Source organism: Raoultibacter timonensis (assembly GCF_900240215.1).
Classification (GTDB): domain Bacteria; phylum Actinomycetota; class Coriobacteriia; order Coriobacteriales; family Eggerthellaceae; genus Raoultibacter; species Raoultibacter timonensis.
This window is the reverse complement of sequence record NZ_LT964681.1, coordinates 916569-932318: the sequence shown is the minus strand read 5'-3', so window position 1 is coordinate 932318 and position 15750 is coordinate 916569. Positions and strand designations below refer to the sequence as shown.

Annotated in this window: 17 protein-coding genes and 1 tRNA gene; 14 read left to right on the top strand and 4 right to left on the bottom strand. The window is 55.6% G+C overall.

The genetic code is table 11. The annotated features are described in order from the left end of the window. Positions 1 to 18 precede the first annotated feature (18 nt). The 8 genes from C1722_RS15955 (at position 19) to C1722_RS15920 (ending at position 5330) form a co-directional block, all read left to right on the top strand. Positions 19 to 456, top strand: coding sequence for a type II secretion system protein (locus tag C1722_RS15955; RefSeq protein WP_102380310.1), 438 nt, complete (start codon positions 19 to 21; stop codon positions 454 to 456). 62 nt (positions 457 to 518) lie between these two features. After that, the gene (locus C1722_RS15950) at positions 519 to 1436 is read left to right on the top strand and encodes a prepilin peptidase (protein ID WP_102380309.1); all 918 of its coding nucleotides are present in this window, start codon (positions 519 to 521) and stop codon (positions 1434 to 1436) included. 65 nt (positions 1437 to 1501) lie between these two features. After that, complete coding sequence (gene pilM / locus C1722_RS15945) at positions 1502 to 2497, top strand: pilus assembly protein PilM (RefSeq protein WP_102380308.1); 996 nt, start codon at positions 1502 to 1504, stop codon at positions 2495 to 2497. Between the two features lie 2 nt (positions 2498 to 2499). Continuing rightward, complete coding sequence (locus tag C1722_RS15940; RefSeq protein WP_180995317.1) at positions 2500 to 3210, top strand: hypothetical protein; 711 nt, start codon at positions 2500 to 2502, stop codon at positions 3208 to 3210. Then, the gene (locus C1722_RS15935) at positions 3200 to 3799 is read left to right on the top strand and encodes a type II secretion system protein M (RefSeq protein ID WP_102380307.1); all 600 of its coding nucleotides are present in this window, start codon (positions 3200 to 3202) and stop codon (positions 3797 to 3799) included. The genes C1722_RS15940 and C1722_RS15935 overlap by 11 nt, the downstream gene beginning before the upstream one ends. Before the next feature lie 90 nt (positions 3800 to 3889). Then, positions 3890 to 3965 (top strand) — tRNA-Phe (locus tag C1722_RS15930). Between the two features lie 746 nt (positions 3966 to 4711). Then, positions 4712 to 4975, top strand: coding sequence for a hypothetical protein (locus C1722_RS15925; RefSeq protein ID WP_102380306.1), 264 nt, complete (start codon positions 4712 to 4714; stop codon positions 4973 to 4975). Positions 4976 to 5108: 133 nt separating this feature from the next. Continuing rightward, positions 5109 to 5330: a hypothetical protein gene (locus tag C1722_RS15920; protein ID WP_102380305.1), complete on the top strand. Its 222-nt coding sequence runs from the start codon at positions 5109 to 5111 to the stop codon at positions 5328 to 5330. 433 nt (positions 5331 to 5763) lie between these two features. On the opposite strand, the gene C1722_RS15915 is transcribed toward C1722_RS15920, so the two are convergent. Further along, positions 5764 to 7512 (bottom strand): FAD-dependent oxidoreductase, encoded by a 1749-nt coding sequence (locus tag C1722_RS15915; RefSeq protein WP_342352774.1) that lies wholly within the window; start codon positions 7510 to 7512, stop codon positions 5764 to 5766. Between the two features lie 143 nt (positions 7513 to 7655). On the opposite strand from C1722_RS15915, the gene C1722_RS15910 reads away from it, so the two are divergent. After that, a complete protein-coding gene (locus C1722_RS15910; protein WP_180995316.1) occupies positions 7656 to 8549 on the top strand; it encodes a LysR family transcriptional regulator in 894 nt (297 codons plus the stop codon). Positions 8550 to 8661: 112 nt separating this feature from the next. Here C1722_RS15910 and C1722_RS15905 read toward each other — a convergent pair whose 3' ends face one another. Then, on the bottom strand, positions 8662 to 8877 hold the full coding sequence (locus C1722_RS15905) for a helix-turn-helix transcriptional regulator (RefSeq protein ID WP_280522959.1): 216 nt from the start codon (positions 8875 to 8877) through the stop codon (positions 8662 to 8664). A gap of 23 nt (positions 8878 to 8900) precedes the next feature. Here C1722_RS15905 and C1722_RS15900 point away from each other — a divergent pair, with 23 nt between their 5' ends. The 3 genes from C1722_RS15900 to C1722_RS17060 all read left to right on the top strand — a co-directional run bounded on the left by C1722_RS15900 (position 8901) and on the right by C1722_RS17060 (position 12726). Then, complete coding sequence (locus C1722_RS15900) at positions 8901 to 10400, top strand: response regulator transcription factor (protein ID WP_102380302.1); 1500 nt, start codon at positions 8901 to 8903, stop codon at positions 10398 to 10400. 235 nt (positions 10401 to 10635) lie between these two features. After that, complete coding sequence (locus C1722_RS15895) at positions 10636 to 11100, top strand: hypothetical protein (protein ID WP_102380301.1); 465 nt, start codon at positions 10636 to 10638, stop codon at positions 11098 to 11100. A gap of 51 nt (positions 11101 to 11151) precedes the next feature. Next, positions 11152 to 12726 (top strand): FAD-dependent oxidoreductase, encoded by a 1575-nt coding sequence (locus C1722_RS17060; RefSeq protein ID WP_102380300.1) that lies wholly within the window; start codon positions 11152 to 11154, stop codon positions 12724 to 12726. A gap of 119 nt (positions 12727 to 12845) precedes the next feature. On the opposite strand, the gene C1722_RS15885 is transcribed toward C1722_RS17060, so the two are convergent. After that, on the bottom strand, positions 12846 to 13130 hold the full coding sequence (locus C1722_RS15885) for a hypothetical protein (protein ID WP_102380299.1): 285 nt from the start codon (positions 13128 to 13130) through the stop codon (positions 12846 to 12848). Positions 13131 to 13151: 21 nt separating this feature from the next. Continuing rightward, positions 13152 to 13331 carry a hypothetical protein gene (locus tag C1722_RS15880; RefSeq protein WP_102380298.1) on the bottom strand — a complete coding sequence of 60 codons (180 nt, stop codon included), beginning with the start codon at positions 13329 to 13331 and terminating at the stop codon, positions 13152 to 13154. A gap of 225 nt (positions 13332 to 13556) precedes the next feature. Between C1722_RS15880 and C1722_RS15875 the strand changes: the two genes are divergently transcribed. Next, on the top strand, positions 13557 to 14138 hold the full coding sequence (locus C1722_RS15875; RefSeq protein WP_244902614.1) for a QueT transporter family protein: 582 nt from the start codon (positions 13557 to 13559) through the stop codon (positions 14136 to 14138). A gap of 149 nt (positions 14139 to 14287) precedes the next feature. After that, complete coding sequence (locus C1722_RS15870) at positions 14288 to 15610, top strand: glycosyltransferase family 2 protein (protein WP_102380297.1); 1323 nt, start codon at positions 14288 to 14290, stop codon at positions 15608 to 15610. The last annotated feature ends 140 nt before the right edge of the window (positions 15611 to 15750 follow it).

The following is a 15750-nucleotide window of genomic DNA, read 5'->3' as shown; positions in this document are numbered from 1 at the left end:
AGAAAGAAAGGAAGTGTCATGAAAGAGATGATCAAGCGCGTGCGCGAGGAGAAAGGCGGCTTTACGCTGGCCGAGCTCCTCATTGTGGTAGCGATTCTGCTGGTGTTGATTGCGATCGCAGTGCCGCTGTTCACGGGAGCGTTGGATAAGGCTCAGGCTGCGGTTGGGATTGCGAACGCGCGCTCCGCTCAGTCCGAAGCTTTGACGGCTTACCAGCTGGCAGAAACTTCGAAAAAAACGGGTCTTGCAACTCAATACTTCTATTACGACGATCATGGGAACGAAGTGGGCGAAAACGATGCCTATACATACAAGTATACGGTTACCTTAACCGAATCAAACGGGAAAACGTCAGTTCGCGTTGATATGAACGCCCCAGAGCAGAAGGACAATATTCTTAGCACCACTGGTTCATCCACCGGCGGTTCGGATGGCGGCGAAACGGACAAAAGCTAGGATTTCTTCTATCCTCGGTTTTTGCGAACGAATGTAGAAATATGGAGCAGTCTTAACACCGCATGACCACATCTCTATTCGACATAGCCCCTGCACTCGCAACGTACCTTCTGGCTCTCGTTGCGGTGCTGGGGGCGTGCATGGGAAGTTTTATGAACTGTCTGGCATGGCGGCTTGTCGGGGGGCAGAGCGTTCTTTCGGGACGAAGCTACTGCCCGCGCTGCAAGGAGCAGTTGTCGGCGGTCGACCTCATCCCAATCGTTTCTTGGGTGGCGCTGCGTGGCAGATGCCGACACTGCAAAAAGCGCATCCCCGTGCGCTACGTGCTTGTCGAAATCGTTATGGCGGCGGTGTTCGTTGCGATTGTGTTCGTGTACGGATTTACCGTTCAGGCGCTGGCATATGGTGTGCTCGCATGCATTTTGTGCGGGGTCACGCTGGTCGACGCCGACACGTACACGATACCCAACGGGTTTATCCTGGCGGGAATCGCGACGTGGGCTTTCACGGTGTGGTTTATGGGCGTTCCGCCGCAAGGTTTTTGGCCAGGTAGCGATTTTGCGACTCAATTCGGTGACGGGTTTCTGCCGGTGCTGGCCGATGGCGTTGCGGGCGGCTTGTTGCTCGGCGGGGGCATTCTCGCGTTTTCGCTTTTGTTCGAGCAGGTGACGAAAAGGGAATCGCTCGGCGGCGGCGATGTAAAGCTGTTGTTTGTAACGGGGCTGTTCCTCGGTGCGCCGCTGGGGCTGTTCTGCTTGCTCATGGCTTGCTTTATCGGGATTATCATCGCGTTTGTTTTGAGGCTTTCCGGCGGGTTGCCGGGTTCGGACGTTCTTAACGAATCCGATGGCGGCCCAGGGGAGCTGGAAAGCCTCAAAACAAGGGCGATACCGTTCGGTCCGGCGATAGCCGTGGCCACGGTGCTGACGCTTTTGATTGGCTCCCCGTGCATGACGTGGTACGTGGGGTTGTTTATGTAATACCGAGCCGTTTCGGTGGATGAACGCCAACGGTGCGGGTGAATGAGAAACGGAAGATCGCGCGTATGGGAAAAACGTATACAGGAATCGATATCGGGAGCAGCACGCTTAAGATGGCCGTTTGCGACGGCGGTTCCATAAGAAAAATCGCGCTCGAAGAGCTGCCCGAGGGGCTGATGTCCGAGGGGCGCATAACGAGCTTCGAAGCCATGGCCGATTTCATCAAGGCTGCCGCAAGGCGATCGGGTGGTATGACGAAGCATGCGGCATTTGTGATTCCGCAGGCAGATTGCGTAACGCGGCGGATCCAGATGCCCGCCATGAGCGTGCGCGACCTCGAGATCAACCTGCCCTACGAGTTTCGCGACTACATCACACAGGGCAAAGATAAGTTCTTCTACGACTATGCCGTCGTGGGCACAAGGGCGCTTCCCGATGGTACCCCTGAAGTCATGGATCTGCTGGCTGTTGCGGCATCGAAGCAGGTGATAAACGACTATGCGCGCATGTTCTCGCGCGCTGGCATGAAGCTCGCCATCGCTTTGCCAACCGCTGCGGCATTGCAGAATCTCGTGAGGGGCAACGTTTCGGCTCGGGCAAACTGCTGCATAATCGATTTCTCCCACGCCACAACGCAACTCCATTTCTTCGCCGACGGCGCCTACGACGTGTCTCGCGTAATCGAGATCGGAATGATCGATTTCGATCGCGCGCTCGGCGAACTCCATGGCCTCGACGCTCATGCGGCAAGCGGCTATCGGCAGGCAGGGCTTCGGGACGAGAAGGATCTTGAGGCAATCCGAGGCGTATGCGAGTCCATTGCCGTGGAAGTGGGCCGCGCCCTCAATTTCTACGGGTTCAACAATCCCGAGACGACGATCGACACCGTGTACACCTGCGGAGGCGGTTCGATGGTTGAGCCCCTTGTAGCCAAAGTGGCCGAATACATCGATCTTGAGCAGCGCAGCATCGCCGAGATCATGCCTTCTGCATCCGAAAACGTTTCGTTGGCCTGCCGCTGCCCTGCGGCAGTCGGTGCAACGATGGGCGGGGGGAGGTAGCCATGGATTTGCAGAAGGAGATATCTTTCAAAGGCGCAAAGAAAGTCGACTACCCGGTAAAAACCGATATCAACCTCATGAAGGTAGAGGTCGCGAGGGGAAACACCGTTGTGAACGTACTGCTGTTCCTTGTGTTCCTCGTTCTGCTTGCGTTGTTCGTGAAGTTTGCCGTGCTCGATCCGTTGTCGGCAGGCTCGCAGAGCAATCAGCAGCTTGCAAATGCGCGAGCGCAACTCGATGCCCTGACCGCAGAGAACGAAAGCTATACCGAATTGAGCCAAGAGTACTCGAAGTATGTTGTCACGGGGCTGACCGAAGAGGAGATGGACCTTTCCGATCGAAACGAGCTCATCGACCTTCTTTCCGATACGGTCATGCGGGCAACGTATCTTTCATCGGTGAAGGTCGTTGGGAATTCTGTGGCAGTTACGTGCGTGGGGGTGGGCTTGCAGGACGTTTCTGGGTTGGTGCAGGAGCTTGAGCAAGACGAGCGCGTTGCGTATGTGACCGTGTCGACGGCGCAAGAGAAGGATGAGGCCGCCTCGTCGGCAACCATTCAAATCGTATTGCGGGGATCGCTCGCGGCGGGTGCGCAAGAGCTTCTCGGGCAAAGCACCCAATCCGAATCGTCATCCAACGACCAATCATCGACCACTCCCGGCGAAGATCTCGCTGGCGCCTTGGGAGTGAAGGGAGGTAGCAATGGGAACTAGCATTCTCAACAGATCATTCTCCACGAGGGAAAAGGCGCTGATCCTCGTTCTTGCTATTGTTTTGCTTGTTGCCGCCTACTACTATTTCGTGGTTCGCAGCGTTGCGGAGACGCAGGAGGCCAACGCCGCCGCTCTCGAGCAGGTGCAAAGCGAGATCGATACTCAGTTGGCGATCGCCCAGGTTCGTTCCAAGATGCAAGGCGAGCTCGAGAAGCTCGGAACGCTTGAGAGCCTACCCGAGGTTGCAGTATACGACAACCTTCGCAACGAGCTCGACGAGCTCAACAAGGTGCTTGAGCAAACAAATTCGTACGACATCAAGTTCTCGACACCCGAGATCGATGGCGAAACGGTACGGAGGATCGTGAACATAACGTTTTCGGCTCCCTCGTACGAGGAATCTCTTTCCGTGGTAGATCAATTGCAGAACGGAAAGTATCGATGCGATGTAACCGATTTCTCCCTCGTCGGTACGCTTCTTGCCGATGGCAGCGTGAAAAGCGTGAGTGCAAACCTCAAGGTGACGTACTTCGAAACGGCGAACGGCGCGCAAAGTCTGAACGGATTGGTTGAAAAGGCCGAATCGTAAGCGGTTCCTGCGGAAATAGCTTGACCGCATCGCATCGCACAGGTAAAATAATGCCCCGCGTCTCAAACTGTGCGTTTGGGATACAAAAATGGTCGGGTAGCTCAGTTGGTAGAGCAGCGGACTGAAAATCCGCGTGCCGAGGGTTCAAGTCCCCCTCCGACCACCATTGATACTTCTGGTAGACCTCGCGTTTGTGGGGTCTACTTGCATGTTCGGGACACGATGGCTCGCCGGATTCCATTTCTTGAATATTTACTTGAGACAACCAACCATATAGGGGCAGAACGATCCTGTCACCTTCAACCGAAAGCTCCTTCGGGCAGACGATGTATTGATTGCCGATCTGCTTGTTAAATTTTCTTTTTAATTTATCAAGCGAGGATGTACTAAAGCGCTTTGACGACTTTACCTCCAGGGGGCTCACCCGAGGCTTTAGACCTGCATTCTCATAGCCTTCTGCAATCAGAAAATCTATCTCCATGTTTTGCGAAGCATCCGTCCGATCGCTGCGGGAGTAGAAAAAAGTTCCTGAGGCATATCCCCACAAGCATGTATTCTCTAAAAGCCTCATCGCTTTTTAAATAAAGGGATGCTGGCATAGAGTTTCGTCGGACAAACGAGTCTTCTATTGCATCGGCAATGGGTTTTTCGTCCATAGCCCACAAGACTTCTTCGAATCAAACTGAACAAGCTGCATCGGTCGTTCCTCGGAAGGAATCAGGATGCCCTGCGCGCTTTTTCGAATAGACATCAAAGAATCAGTTCGATATAGTCATAGCGTCTATCGGCGACCAGTTGCTTAAACGCCTCCCGGGCTTTTGCGAAAGCTTGTACTTCGTCAAATATTGTAAGAGATTTACGATCATGCAATGAAACCTGGCAGCAAGCAGAAAGATATAAAAAGAGGGCCAAATGCAAAACACCGAGATCAAATACCCGGCAAACGTCTGCGAACAGCAGAAGACCGGCGATGAGCCAGTACTTTTGGGAAACGAGGCCATCGCGACGGTGTCAGACTATTGGCGATGGGCCCATTCAGACCTCAACAGCAACGCCGAGCGCGGTAAGTTCGCCGAATTCTTAGTGGCTTGCAGTCTCGATCTCAAGCACGAGGTCAGTCAGGAATGGGAGCGTACGACATCTGTTGGGCGGATGGCGAAGACGAGATCAAGATAGAGGTCAAGACCTCCGCGTACTTGCAGATTTGGGACAGAAGAAACTCTCATCGCCCTCTTTCAGCACCAGGCCTTCTCGAAAATGGAACATTGAGACAAACGAATACGAAGAGGTCGTTCGAAGGCAGGCCGACGTGTACGTGTTTTGCCTTGAAAAACAGAGGACGCAGGAAGGATGCAACCCCAACCCGCTCGACCTCGCCCAGTGGGAGTTCTACGTTCTGCCGACTTCGGTGCTTGATAAACGGGGTATGCAGGGGAGAGTGGACCTCGCCCAGCTCGATGCCCTGAAAGCCGAGAAGGTACTGAGTCTTCGCGGTTTGCCCGATGCCATACGCCGGGCTTTTCATGCATAGCCAAGCGCTGTTTAGAAAACGCGAACAAAAATGACCCAATTACCGGTTCGCTGCTTTTCTAGAGATTCCGCGCCTTCCCTCTGTCCGCGCGTAGTTCCCCGTATCGCGGTGTAACTGCTTGATCAGGGAGGCATACAGCGGGTTCGTGTCCCCCAACCACCATGTGCACCACGCAGGCTTCTTCGGGACCTGTTTCATTCGGGTTTCATTACGCTTGCAAGAAGCATAGCGCCTGTTCGGCCCAGGGCGATTCGCATCTCGCGCTCGAGGCTCGTATCCCATGGAAGCGCATGCTCAGCACGCAAAAGAAAGCGGAACCGAGTTGGCTCCGCTTTCACTGAGTTGGTTCTGCCTTCAGCCATGGGGCTTTTGCCGCAGACCCCCACTATCTTGGCGGGAATGGGGGTCTGCGACGTACGCAATGACTCGGGGGCTACTCGTTTTCGTTGATGTAGCGCACCGCGTGGCGACCCTCGGTCATCGTGCGGCCGACTGCGCAACCGACCAGGTACTCGGGATAGTTGCCCGAGAACATGCTGCCACTACAATCGCCTGCAGCGTACAGGCCGGGAATGGGCTCCAGCGACTGGTCGAGAACCTGCATATCCGCGTTGATTTTCAAACCGTCGAGCGTGGTGAGAATGGAGCCGCCGAACCAACAGCCATAGAACGGAGGCGTTTGGATTCCCGAAAGGCGGAAAGCCTCTTTGCCGTAATCCTCGTCGTCCTGCTTGTCGTAGAGCTCGTTGTAGCGATCGACCGTGGCAAGGAAGGAATCCTTGGGCACTTCAAGGAGATCGGCCAGCTCTTCGAGGGTGTCGGCCTTGAAGAAAGCTCCCTGTTCAAGCAGCTGCTGGCCGCCTGGGAACGCGCTGACGGCTTCTTCCGGGGAAGCGGATTGCAGCAACTGCGAGGCGATTTTCGCGCAACCGACAACCTGGAACCGTGCAGCGTCGGCAGCTATGTTGGCATCGAAGACAGAACACCACACGCCGCCCGGTTGGTTTGCCGAAGCATTAGCGCACCAATCATACGGAGCGGACTCATTGAAGAAGCGCTTGCCGTGGCGATTGATTTTGAGGAAAGGCAAGCTGCCCAGAACATTTTCCGAGCAGACGCTGGGGAAATCAGCATCCATGCCCTCGCCCACGAGACCGCAATCCACGCCGGGAAGAACGGCACCGCGGTCGAAGATCATCGGTGCAGATTCCGCATCCATCCGAGCGCCAATCCAGATGCCCGCTTTGATGCCATCCCCGGTGCAGTTCGGCATCTTATCGATCGCGGTGCAGGATTCCAAGACGGCGGGAGACAGCGCTTCGAGCATCACCGGATTCGCTGCATAACCGCCGGTGGCAAGGAGGACGCCCTTGGTTGCGTTCACCTGAACATAGCCGTCACGGGTTTCGAAGATCGCACCGGTAACGCGACCGCCTTCTTCGCGAACGAGCTTCGCCAGCGTATAGCCGAACGCGATCTCGTTACCCTTGGATGCGATGTAGTCTGCCAAGACTTTGTTGCGGGAGAATCCGGCTTCCGCAGAAGCATTGCCCCAAAGGGCAGGGGGGGCGGCGTCGGCAACGTCAGGGAGATACCACATGTGCTGTTGGGGCGGCACGTAGAAATTGGTGCCGCCGGTCGGGTGATCGTAGCCGTCTGTATCCAAGTATATATCCATACCGGCAGCCGCCATGATGTCGTGCACGTACTCGAACGTCTCGCCGCTCTCGTTGACCCAAACCTTCCATACGTCCTGGGAGCATTTGCCCGAAGCGTAGCGGGTCAACTCGTTCAGCAGTTTGCCCTTGTCGGTTTCAACGCCGGCTTCTTTCTGCCATTTGCTGTCGATGGCGCCCGCGAAGTGACGGGTTGCCTGCACGGCGCCCGCCTTGTCGCACAGCAAAAAATCCATGTCCAAGTCGGCAGCGGTCGCTGCGGCCACCATGCCGGCGTTACCTGCGCCCACGATCAGCAGATCGGTGGTTTCGGTCTTAACGATCTGGTCTTCGGCGATTTCAGGAGCCTCGCCCAACCAAGAAGCAGATTCTTCCTTGCCGTTCGATTCGTCGCCTGCCTGTGCCTTCGGTGTTTGGCACCCCATAAGGCCCATGGCGGCAAGTGCGCCTGCACCGATGCCCGCGATAGACACGAATTGGCGCCTGTTCATTTCGATACTGCCCACGATATCCTCCTCTAACGTTTTCGGGTTGGTCCCTCCCAAAACCCATTGCCATAAGTTAACAACCTGCCGAACAAAAAGAGAAATACCGATTCGAGTATGATTTATAATGGTTTGGTATGAATGATAGGCCGAGAGGGGCGTCTATGCGTACCGAACAGCTCAGAAGCTTTATCGCCCTCTACGAAACGGCGTCCTTTACCGCAGCCGCTGCGCAGCTTTACACTTCCCAACCGGTGATCACCAGGCATCTGGCGCAACTGGAAGAGGAGCTGGGCGGACCGCTTTTCACCCGCACGACACGACGAGTTGCGCCTACGAAGGCGGGGGATCTGTTCTACGAAAAAGCCCGCGAGGCGATCCTGCTTATCGATAAGGGGATTGCAGAGTGCAAAGCCCTGAACAACCACAGCAGCAGGATCGCCGTTGGATACGAGTACCTGTACATGGATCAGATTACGACACCATGGCTCGAGGAGTACGAATCGAACTGCGGCGAGGGCATCGCGGTGGATGTTATCGAGCAACCTTCGCCGCAGCTCTTTGACGCGCTCTTCGCGGGGAGCGTCGACTGCGTTTTCGTCGGCGTGACCAGTGAAGAACTCATACCGGCCTATCTGGAAAAGCGCCGCGTTGCATCATCGATGGGAGAAAACATCTTTGTCGGGAAGACGCATCCGCTGGCGAACCGTGCATGCATCACCATCGATGACCTGCTGGACGAGGGTTTCGTGTATCCGCTTACCAAGCCCACGTCCCGCGAAAGCATCGTCGCCCGAGACTTCGAGGAACGCGGAAAGACCCCTCATTCCGTCGTTACCCTCCACCAGCCGAGCGCTCTGAGCGTGGTTGAACGCGGTAGCGCAGTCATCAACCTCCCTGAAGGATACGGGATCGAAAGCCCCAACCTGGTTCGGATTCCGTACAAATCCAACCATCGCATCGACTATTTCTTCGTTTGGAATCGCGGAAACGACAACGAAGCCTTCGAGCAGTTCCGCGCATTTATCGAGCAGAAAATCACGGAATTCAACGGCTGAAGGAAGGCGTTTCGAACTAAGCGCTTGATTTCGAAGATCTGGCAGAACGGTTGGGTACGACAAGGGTTTTCGTGGTGAATCCCGTGCGGCAGCATGGCGCAGGTTGCGTTTCTCAGCCGATCTCCCGTTCGTCAACCACCACGCCCTTCAAGAGCTTGTGCACGTCCTTGAGCGAATGCACATCGATCTTCGCGTACAGGTGTTTGATGTGCGATCGAACCGTGTCGACGGAAACACCGAGCTCATCGGCGATCTCGGGCGCCCGCATGTTTTTCCCGAGCAAAAGCAGCATCTCGCTTTCTTTCGGCGATCGAGCTGTTTCGGCTATGTGCGCAACGGTATAATCATTTCATGGAGAAACTCCTCGACAGATTTACGGGCAACATATCTCCTGTTGCGTTGCTTGTGTCGTCGTTCTACTGGTCGTGGTTCGACGTCGTGCCCTTCAGTCCCGCGTTGTTTTCGGCTGTGGGCATACCTGCCGACGTTATGCCGCTTGCTCTTTCGCTAGCGGTGAGCGCTGTCGTTCTTTGCATACTCGCATTGTGCCCAGCCTGGCGTGCGCGGGCCGTATCCGCGAAAGCGTTTTCTCTGGTTTCGCTCGTGGCGGGCGGCGGCGGATCGCTTCTCATGTATCTGGGCGCGCAAACGGCTTCTGCGCCGCTTCTCGTTGTCGGTGGCGTATTGGTGGGTGTCTATCAAGGTGCTGGGATCGTAACCGTTGGCGGACTTATTACCTGCGAGGGAACGACGAACGCTCTCGTGCATATCGCTACTGCGCTGCCGCTCAATCTGCTTGCGATTCTCTTTGTTATGTTTCTCCAGCCGCAGCCCTCGGTGGTTTTCGCGCTTGCTCTCCCGCTCTCTTCCGCGTGTTGCTACGCGGTTTTTTCTGCGCGCAGGCAGAACAGGATGCTCGTAGATGCGCTTGCGGATGAAACCGAGAAGAAGCTGAGGGGTTCTCGCGCCTTGAGCGGCACGGGGATAGCGCGGTATAACCCGCGGTTTCTCATCATATTGCTTGTTGTGTGCTGTTCGTTCGGATTCGTGAATTATCGAACGGTTTTCGACAGCGGGTTCGGTGGGTCGGATCTCGACTACCTATCCCTTGCCATCCGCGCCGTTGTAAGCCTGGCTGTACTGGTGGGCTATATTCGCTATTCTCAGCGGCCGTATTCCATTTTGCGTTTTGCGTTGCTGTTCATGACGTTTGGGTTGCTGGCCAGCCCGTCGTTGGCAATGCTGGGCGAAGCAGAAACCATCGTGCCGGAGTGTTTGTTTCTTGCCGGATACGCATGCTTCGATCTTGTCATTTGGGCGATAATCATCATCTTGAGCAGAAAGGCGAACCTCTCGCTTCTAAAAACCATCTGTATTGTCGACGCAGTCGATCAACTGGGGATATTCGTGGGGACCGTGCTCGGCATCGCCTGTGGAGAAAGCAGTGCTGCGTTGGCGGTTTGTATCATCCTCGGTGGGCTCTTGTTCGTTCTCATGCTGAGCTTTACCGAGAAAAGGGACCCTGTCAACGATGATCTGAATTCGCTTGAAATCGAGTTTGCGTCTGCGATCAATGTTGCAGACAGCAGTGACGAGCGAGATTCTGCGAGCGCCTTTCAGTCGGCATCGGTTTCGCCGGGCGGGTCGGTCGAAGAGCTTGCGGGCCGTCATTTTCTCACGAAGAGAGAGACGGAAGTGCTTTCGTTTCTTGTCGAAGGGCGGAGCGTTCCGTATATTTCCGAGCATCTGTGCGTATCGGACAACACTGTGAAAAGCCACGTGCGTCATATCTATACGAAGCTCGATGTGCACAATCGCCAAGAGCTTTTGGATCTTGTGCTACACCGCTAATGCGGGCGCTCGGCGAATTGCCCCATCCGCCTTGTTTTGCCGATAACGATTTCAGCAATTCTTGGGTGACATATCGTCTAGTCCGTTCGTAATCTCATCACAATCGGGTGATTTATTGAAAAACGCCCGCAAGTGATGAAGAAACCCCTTCGTGAATTTCCTTCAATTGACGGGTGTCGTCACCTAATGCATGGGTGGGGCATCTAGGGAAGGAATCAAGGAGAAGGGAAGTACCATGAAAGAAAAAGCAAGAGGCAACGCGTGCACTCGCTTGGCAACGATCATTGCATTGGCAGTTGTTGCGGTTCTGTCGTTTGGCATGCTTGCGGCATGCAGCTCGGGTTCGAGTTCTTCAGGTGGTGGTGCGACTGCTACCGATGAGGCAACCATGACTACGAAGACGTTAGTGAAAACTGCCGCAAACGAGCTCGCGCTTGTTGATTGGGATGTGTCGGCAGATGATAGCCCGCTTACCATTTCAAGCGATGATTCTCAATATGCAGATTACATCGCCGATCTGAGCAAGCTTACCGGATTCAACATCGAGAGCCTGACCATGACAGTGGATATTGCGACGACCCAGGGTGCGGAAATCGGCGCAACCCACGAGTTCACAAAACTGAACACCTACACCATCAAGAGTCTGGATGCCGTTGTCGATTCGAAGAACATCACGTATGCCGACGGCGATTTCAAATAGCTCCGGGAATACTGACCAACAAACCGCTACGTTTTGAAAGAGGGAAGAAACATGGCTGAACTTACGAGAAGAAACTTTTTGCTTGGTGCGGGCGCAGCCGGTGCGGCCATAGCTATGGGCGCTGCTACGAATCTGGCATACGCTGCCGACAAGAAGGCCGATAAGAAAACCGACTACGCTAATCAGGTATCCGAGGAACTTACTTGCGATGTGTTGATCATCGGCGGTGGCCTTTCGGGCACGTGCGCGGCTGTGCAGGCGGGCGAAAACGGCGATAATGTGCTGCTAATCGAGGGGCAATCTGCTCTGGGCGGCAACGGTACTGGCGTCGAATGCACGAACGCCTATGGCCTGCATCCCAATTCTTCGGAGACTACGCTCGGCGAAATGGTCACATTCGAGACCAAATCTCAGGCATATACCATTAATCCGCTGCTGGTTCACGATATGGTTGGACATGCAGCTGAGAACGTGCAGTGGCTTATCGACAATGGCGTCGAATACGAGGCGATCGAGGATCTTGACCCTGCGTATCTCGAGATGTACAAGGCAGGACGTTATCGTGCTGAATTCAGTTTCGACTTCGTGTACAAAGGGGGAGCCGCTGGCGTAGGCTACTTCCCGGCAATGAAAAAGAAACTGCGCGAGTACGGCGTGAACCTCCGTCTCAATACGCGTGGACGTGATCTTATCTTGGACGAGTCGGGTAATGTCATTGGCGCGTATGCCACCGACACCTATGGTGACACCATCAAAATCAACGCGAAAGCCGTCATTATTGCAACGGGCGGATTTGGCGAAGACGAGGAGCGCATGGGCAAGTACGGAGTCGATCTGAACGACATTCGCATCATCGGCACGCCCGGGCACTACGGCGACGGCGTCACCATGGCCATCAATGCGGGCGGCATTGAGCACGGAGCATCGGCTTTCGGTATGACCAACATCATCGGATCCGCTGGACCTTGGGGCCCCATTTGGGACAAGCTCTGCTGGGGCGGACCGAGCCTGTGGGTTGATATTCACGGCGAGCGTTTTTCCGACGAAGCGTGCTCGGCATACACGCATAACATGGAGCTCCAGAACGTTCCCGTACGCTTGAACGGCGGTACGTGTTGGACCATCATGGATTCGAAAATTCTCGAAACGATGCTCGATGGCGACGAGGAAGCCGCCCAGCTTTGGGATGAGATGATCGAGAAGGGCGATGATGCCTACAAGGCGGATTCGCTCGAGGAGCTCGTTGATATCATGGGAGTTGAAAAGGACTTGTTCCTTGAAAATGTGAAAATCTACAACGAGCATGCAGCAAAGGGAAGCGATGACGACTATGGTAAGGATCCCCAGTATTTGATGGAGATATCCACTCCTCCGTTCTATTGCGGCCTTATTCGCGGCGCTCTTGAGGGATTGTACTCCGGCGGCGTGAAGACTGATCGTCAGTTCCGCGTGAAGAAGCCGGGTCGCGACCAAGCGTTTGAAAATCTGTTTGCCGTCGGAGCAGATGGCGGCATGCTGTACAACCACGTATACGGCCTCGATATCAACGGTTCGATGAGCTGCCATGGTATCAACAGCGCCCGCACGGCCGCCAACACGGCCCATGCATACATAAGCGGGGAGTAGGCGAGTACAACCAGCGAAATCCGAAAGTCTGCACATAACGCCGAATGCGTACCGCCTGAAAAAAAGAGCGGATGCTTCATGCGGGCATCCGCTCTTTATGCAACTAATAATCGAACCCCCTACGCTTCGGCGCTGCGTTTGCCCACAAGATGTTCAGCGTCGGTAAGGTGCGAATCGTCGTAAATCTTCTCAGTTGGCGCGAATCTGCCGGTTCCATGCTCTTTGTCGAAGGCGATTTGAGTTTGGGAAAGACCCTTCCAAACAGGTTTGATGTCCCGCGATTTTTCAACTGCCTGCGCAACAAGAGAAGGAGCAATGTAGCCGATCCAGCAGAAAATCGCGCCGTAGAGATTTGCTCCGAGCATGTCGGCGCTCTTGCCGCTTATCTTGTGGCCGAGCAGCATCGGTGCATCCTGCGCGGTGAATTACGAGAGGCTCGCGAAGGCAGAATCGAGTGTCGAACCCGCCGCCAATATCATGAGAATGCACATGAGCGGATATCCGGCACCTCCCATAGCCTGGCCGAGCGCTGCGGGGGCGTTGCTCAAGAGCGCGTAGCCGCTTAGCGTGCGGTACATGCCGATCGTGCTGATGCCGAGTTCCAAGGGGAGATGCGATAGCGCCCTTTGCGTTACGGCGGTCCCGAACCTCGTTGGCGACATCTGCAACAATGTCTGCTATACTGCCACCTCGTGTTTGGTTCCGGTGATTTCGGGTGCATGTGCCCGTCGGAAGCCGAGCACCCGCGTTTGCATCGATGGGCCCTGCTCTCGCGGTTTATTCGTTGCCCATAGCCCGCGGCTTATGCCGTGAGGAAAAAGGAGAATACCGTGAGAAACAAGAAGACGTCCTACGTCGCCCAAGCGGGCATGATCGCTGCTGTCTACGCGGCGGCAACGCTCATCACCATGTTCCTGTTGCAGGGCCTTGCCTGGGGTCCGATTCAATTCCGCATCTCGGAGGCGGTATGCGTGCTTGCCGTGCTCACCCCGGCAGCGGTGCCCGGTCTTACCATCGGGTGCGTTATTGCAAATCTCGTTTCGCTTGCCATCAACGGAACCGGTGCGCTCGGCCTGCTCGATGTCGTGTTCGGTAGTTTGGCTACCTGCGTGGGGGCGCTGTGGTGCTGGAAGTTCCGCAGCCGCCCGAAGGTTGCGCTTTTGGGCCCCGTGCTGGCAAACGCGCTCATCGTTCCGGCATATCTCCCGATCTTGCTCCAGGGGCTTGGCTTCTACACGATTCCTTTCACTGACATCAGCCTCGACGGGGCGTATATTCCCATGTATCTGTTCGGGGTGGTTGCAACAGGCATCGGCGAAGCGCTTGTCGTCTATGCGTTGGGTTTGCCGTTGCTTAAGGCGCTGAAGAGATTCGGTATAGCTGATGAGCCTCGTATCGAAAAACGGGCTTAAGAACAACATTCCGATATACCCGAAGTAATTCCCTCGATTGGGTTCGCCGTAACCTTTAGTTTGGCAGACTGCTATTTCGATGGAGCGCGGTGTTGCAGAGTGCAAAACGGATACAATATCTGCGTATATCCATCGTTATAAGGAAACGAATGAACCCGGTAATCGTCATCCCGACTTATATATCGGCGCGCCGCAGAAAAGAAGGCGGCAACATTCTCGCCACGTACGATCACACAACGCCGCTTACCCAAGCGGGGGAGTTGGGTCGTTGCCTCGATTCTCTGCAGAAGGTGCAGGGTCTCGGCCAGATCGCGATTCTCGTTGTGAGCGAGCCTTCGATAGAAAACCAGGCTGCCGAGAAGGTGCAGGCGATAGCCTCCCAGTTCCCGAGCCTGAACGTCGTAGTCATCGGGGCTCCCGAGCACGCACTCATCCAACAGCGTATGGAGCAGCTAGGACTCGGCCGCATGAACAAGGAGATCGGCCTTTCCGGGTACGGAGCGGTTCGCAATCTCGGATTGGTGGTGGCCAATACGCTTGGTTTCGATTCGGTCGTATTCGTCGACGATGACGAGATCATCGAGGATCCGGATTTTCTCCAACGGGCAATGTACGGTATCGGGAAGCTTACGAAAAAGGGCATCCCGATTCTCGCCAAGACGGGCTTTTACTACAATTCCGAGGGCACCTACCTCTCGAAGAGCATGGACAAGTGGTACAACCACTTTTGGCAGCAGGGTAAAGCGTTCAACAAGTGGATCACCAAGGCTATGCAGGGGCCGCGGCTTTCGCGATCGAACCACGTATGCGGCGGTTGTCTCGCGCTTCATAAAGAGGCGTTCAAGCGCGTGAGCTTCGATCCGTGGATTCCGCGCGGCGAAGACCTCGACTACCTGTTGGGCTTGCGCATGTACGGCTCGGATATCTGGTTCGACAATCAGTGGAGCCTCGTGCATCTGCCCCCCGAGACGCCGAGCGAGGGCACGCGTTTTCGCCAGGACATCTTCCGTTGGCTCTACGAGTACCGCAAGATGGAGTACAGCCGCACGCAGATCGACCTCATGCAGGTGAAGCCGTCGTCGCTCGAGCCCTATCCGGGGCCGTTCCTCGAGCCCGGTATCAAGAGCCGCATTCGCACGACGGCGTTTCTGCGCAGCCTCGCGCGCCCCGACAAGAAGGCTTACCGCAAGGCGGCAAAAGCCGCGACGGGCGAGGCTACGACGTACGCTCAGCGCAACTGCTCGAAATACTTCGAGTTCCAGTTCGTATGGCCCGAGCTCATGGCTCGTATCGAGAACGACAAGATACTGCGGACCGCCCTGCTGCAGTCGGCTGCGAACCGCCAAGCGAGCGGAAGCGGGCAGCCGAGTCAACAGCGGGCCCGCGCGGCAAACCCTGCGCCTGCAGACGTTGCAGCCGTCGGCATCGATCCCGGATCGACAACGGAGATCCGCCTCAACATCGCCGATTAGGCTCGGATGGGAAACGATCCTGTGACAAGGGGAGAAGCGCCCCTGCTGTAGTGGCACAATCTTCGTGTGCCCAGCGCTTTGCTGCAAGAACGCGGCATTGCGCGAGGGATGAACGGCTTTCGGTTTGCGACAGGTGAAAG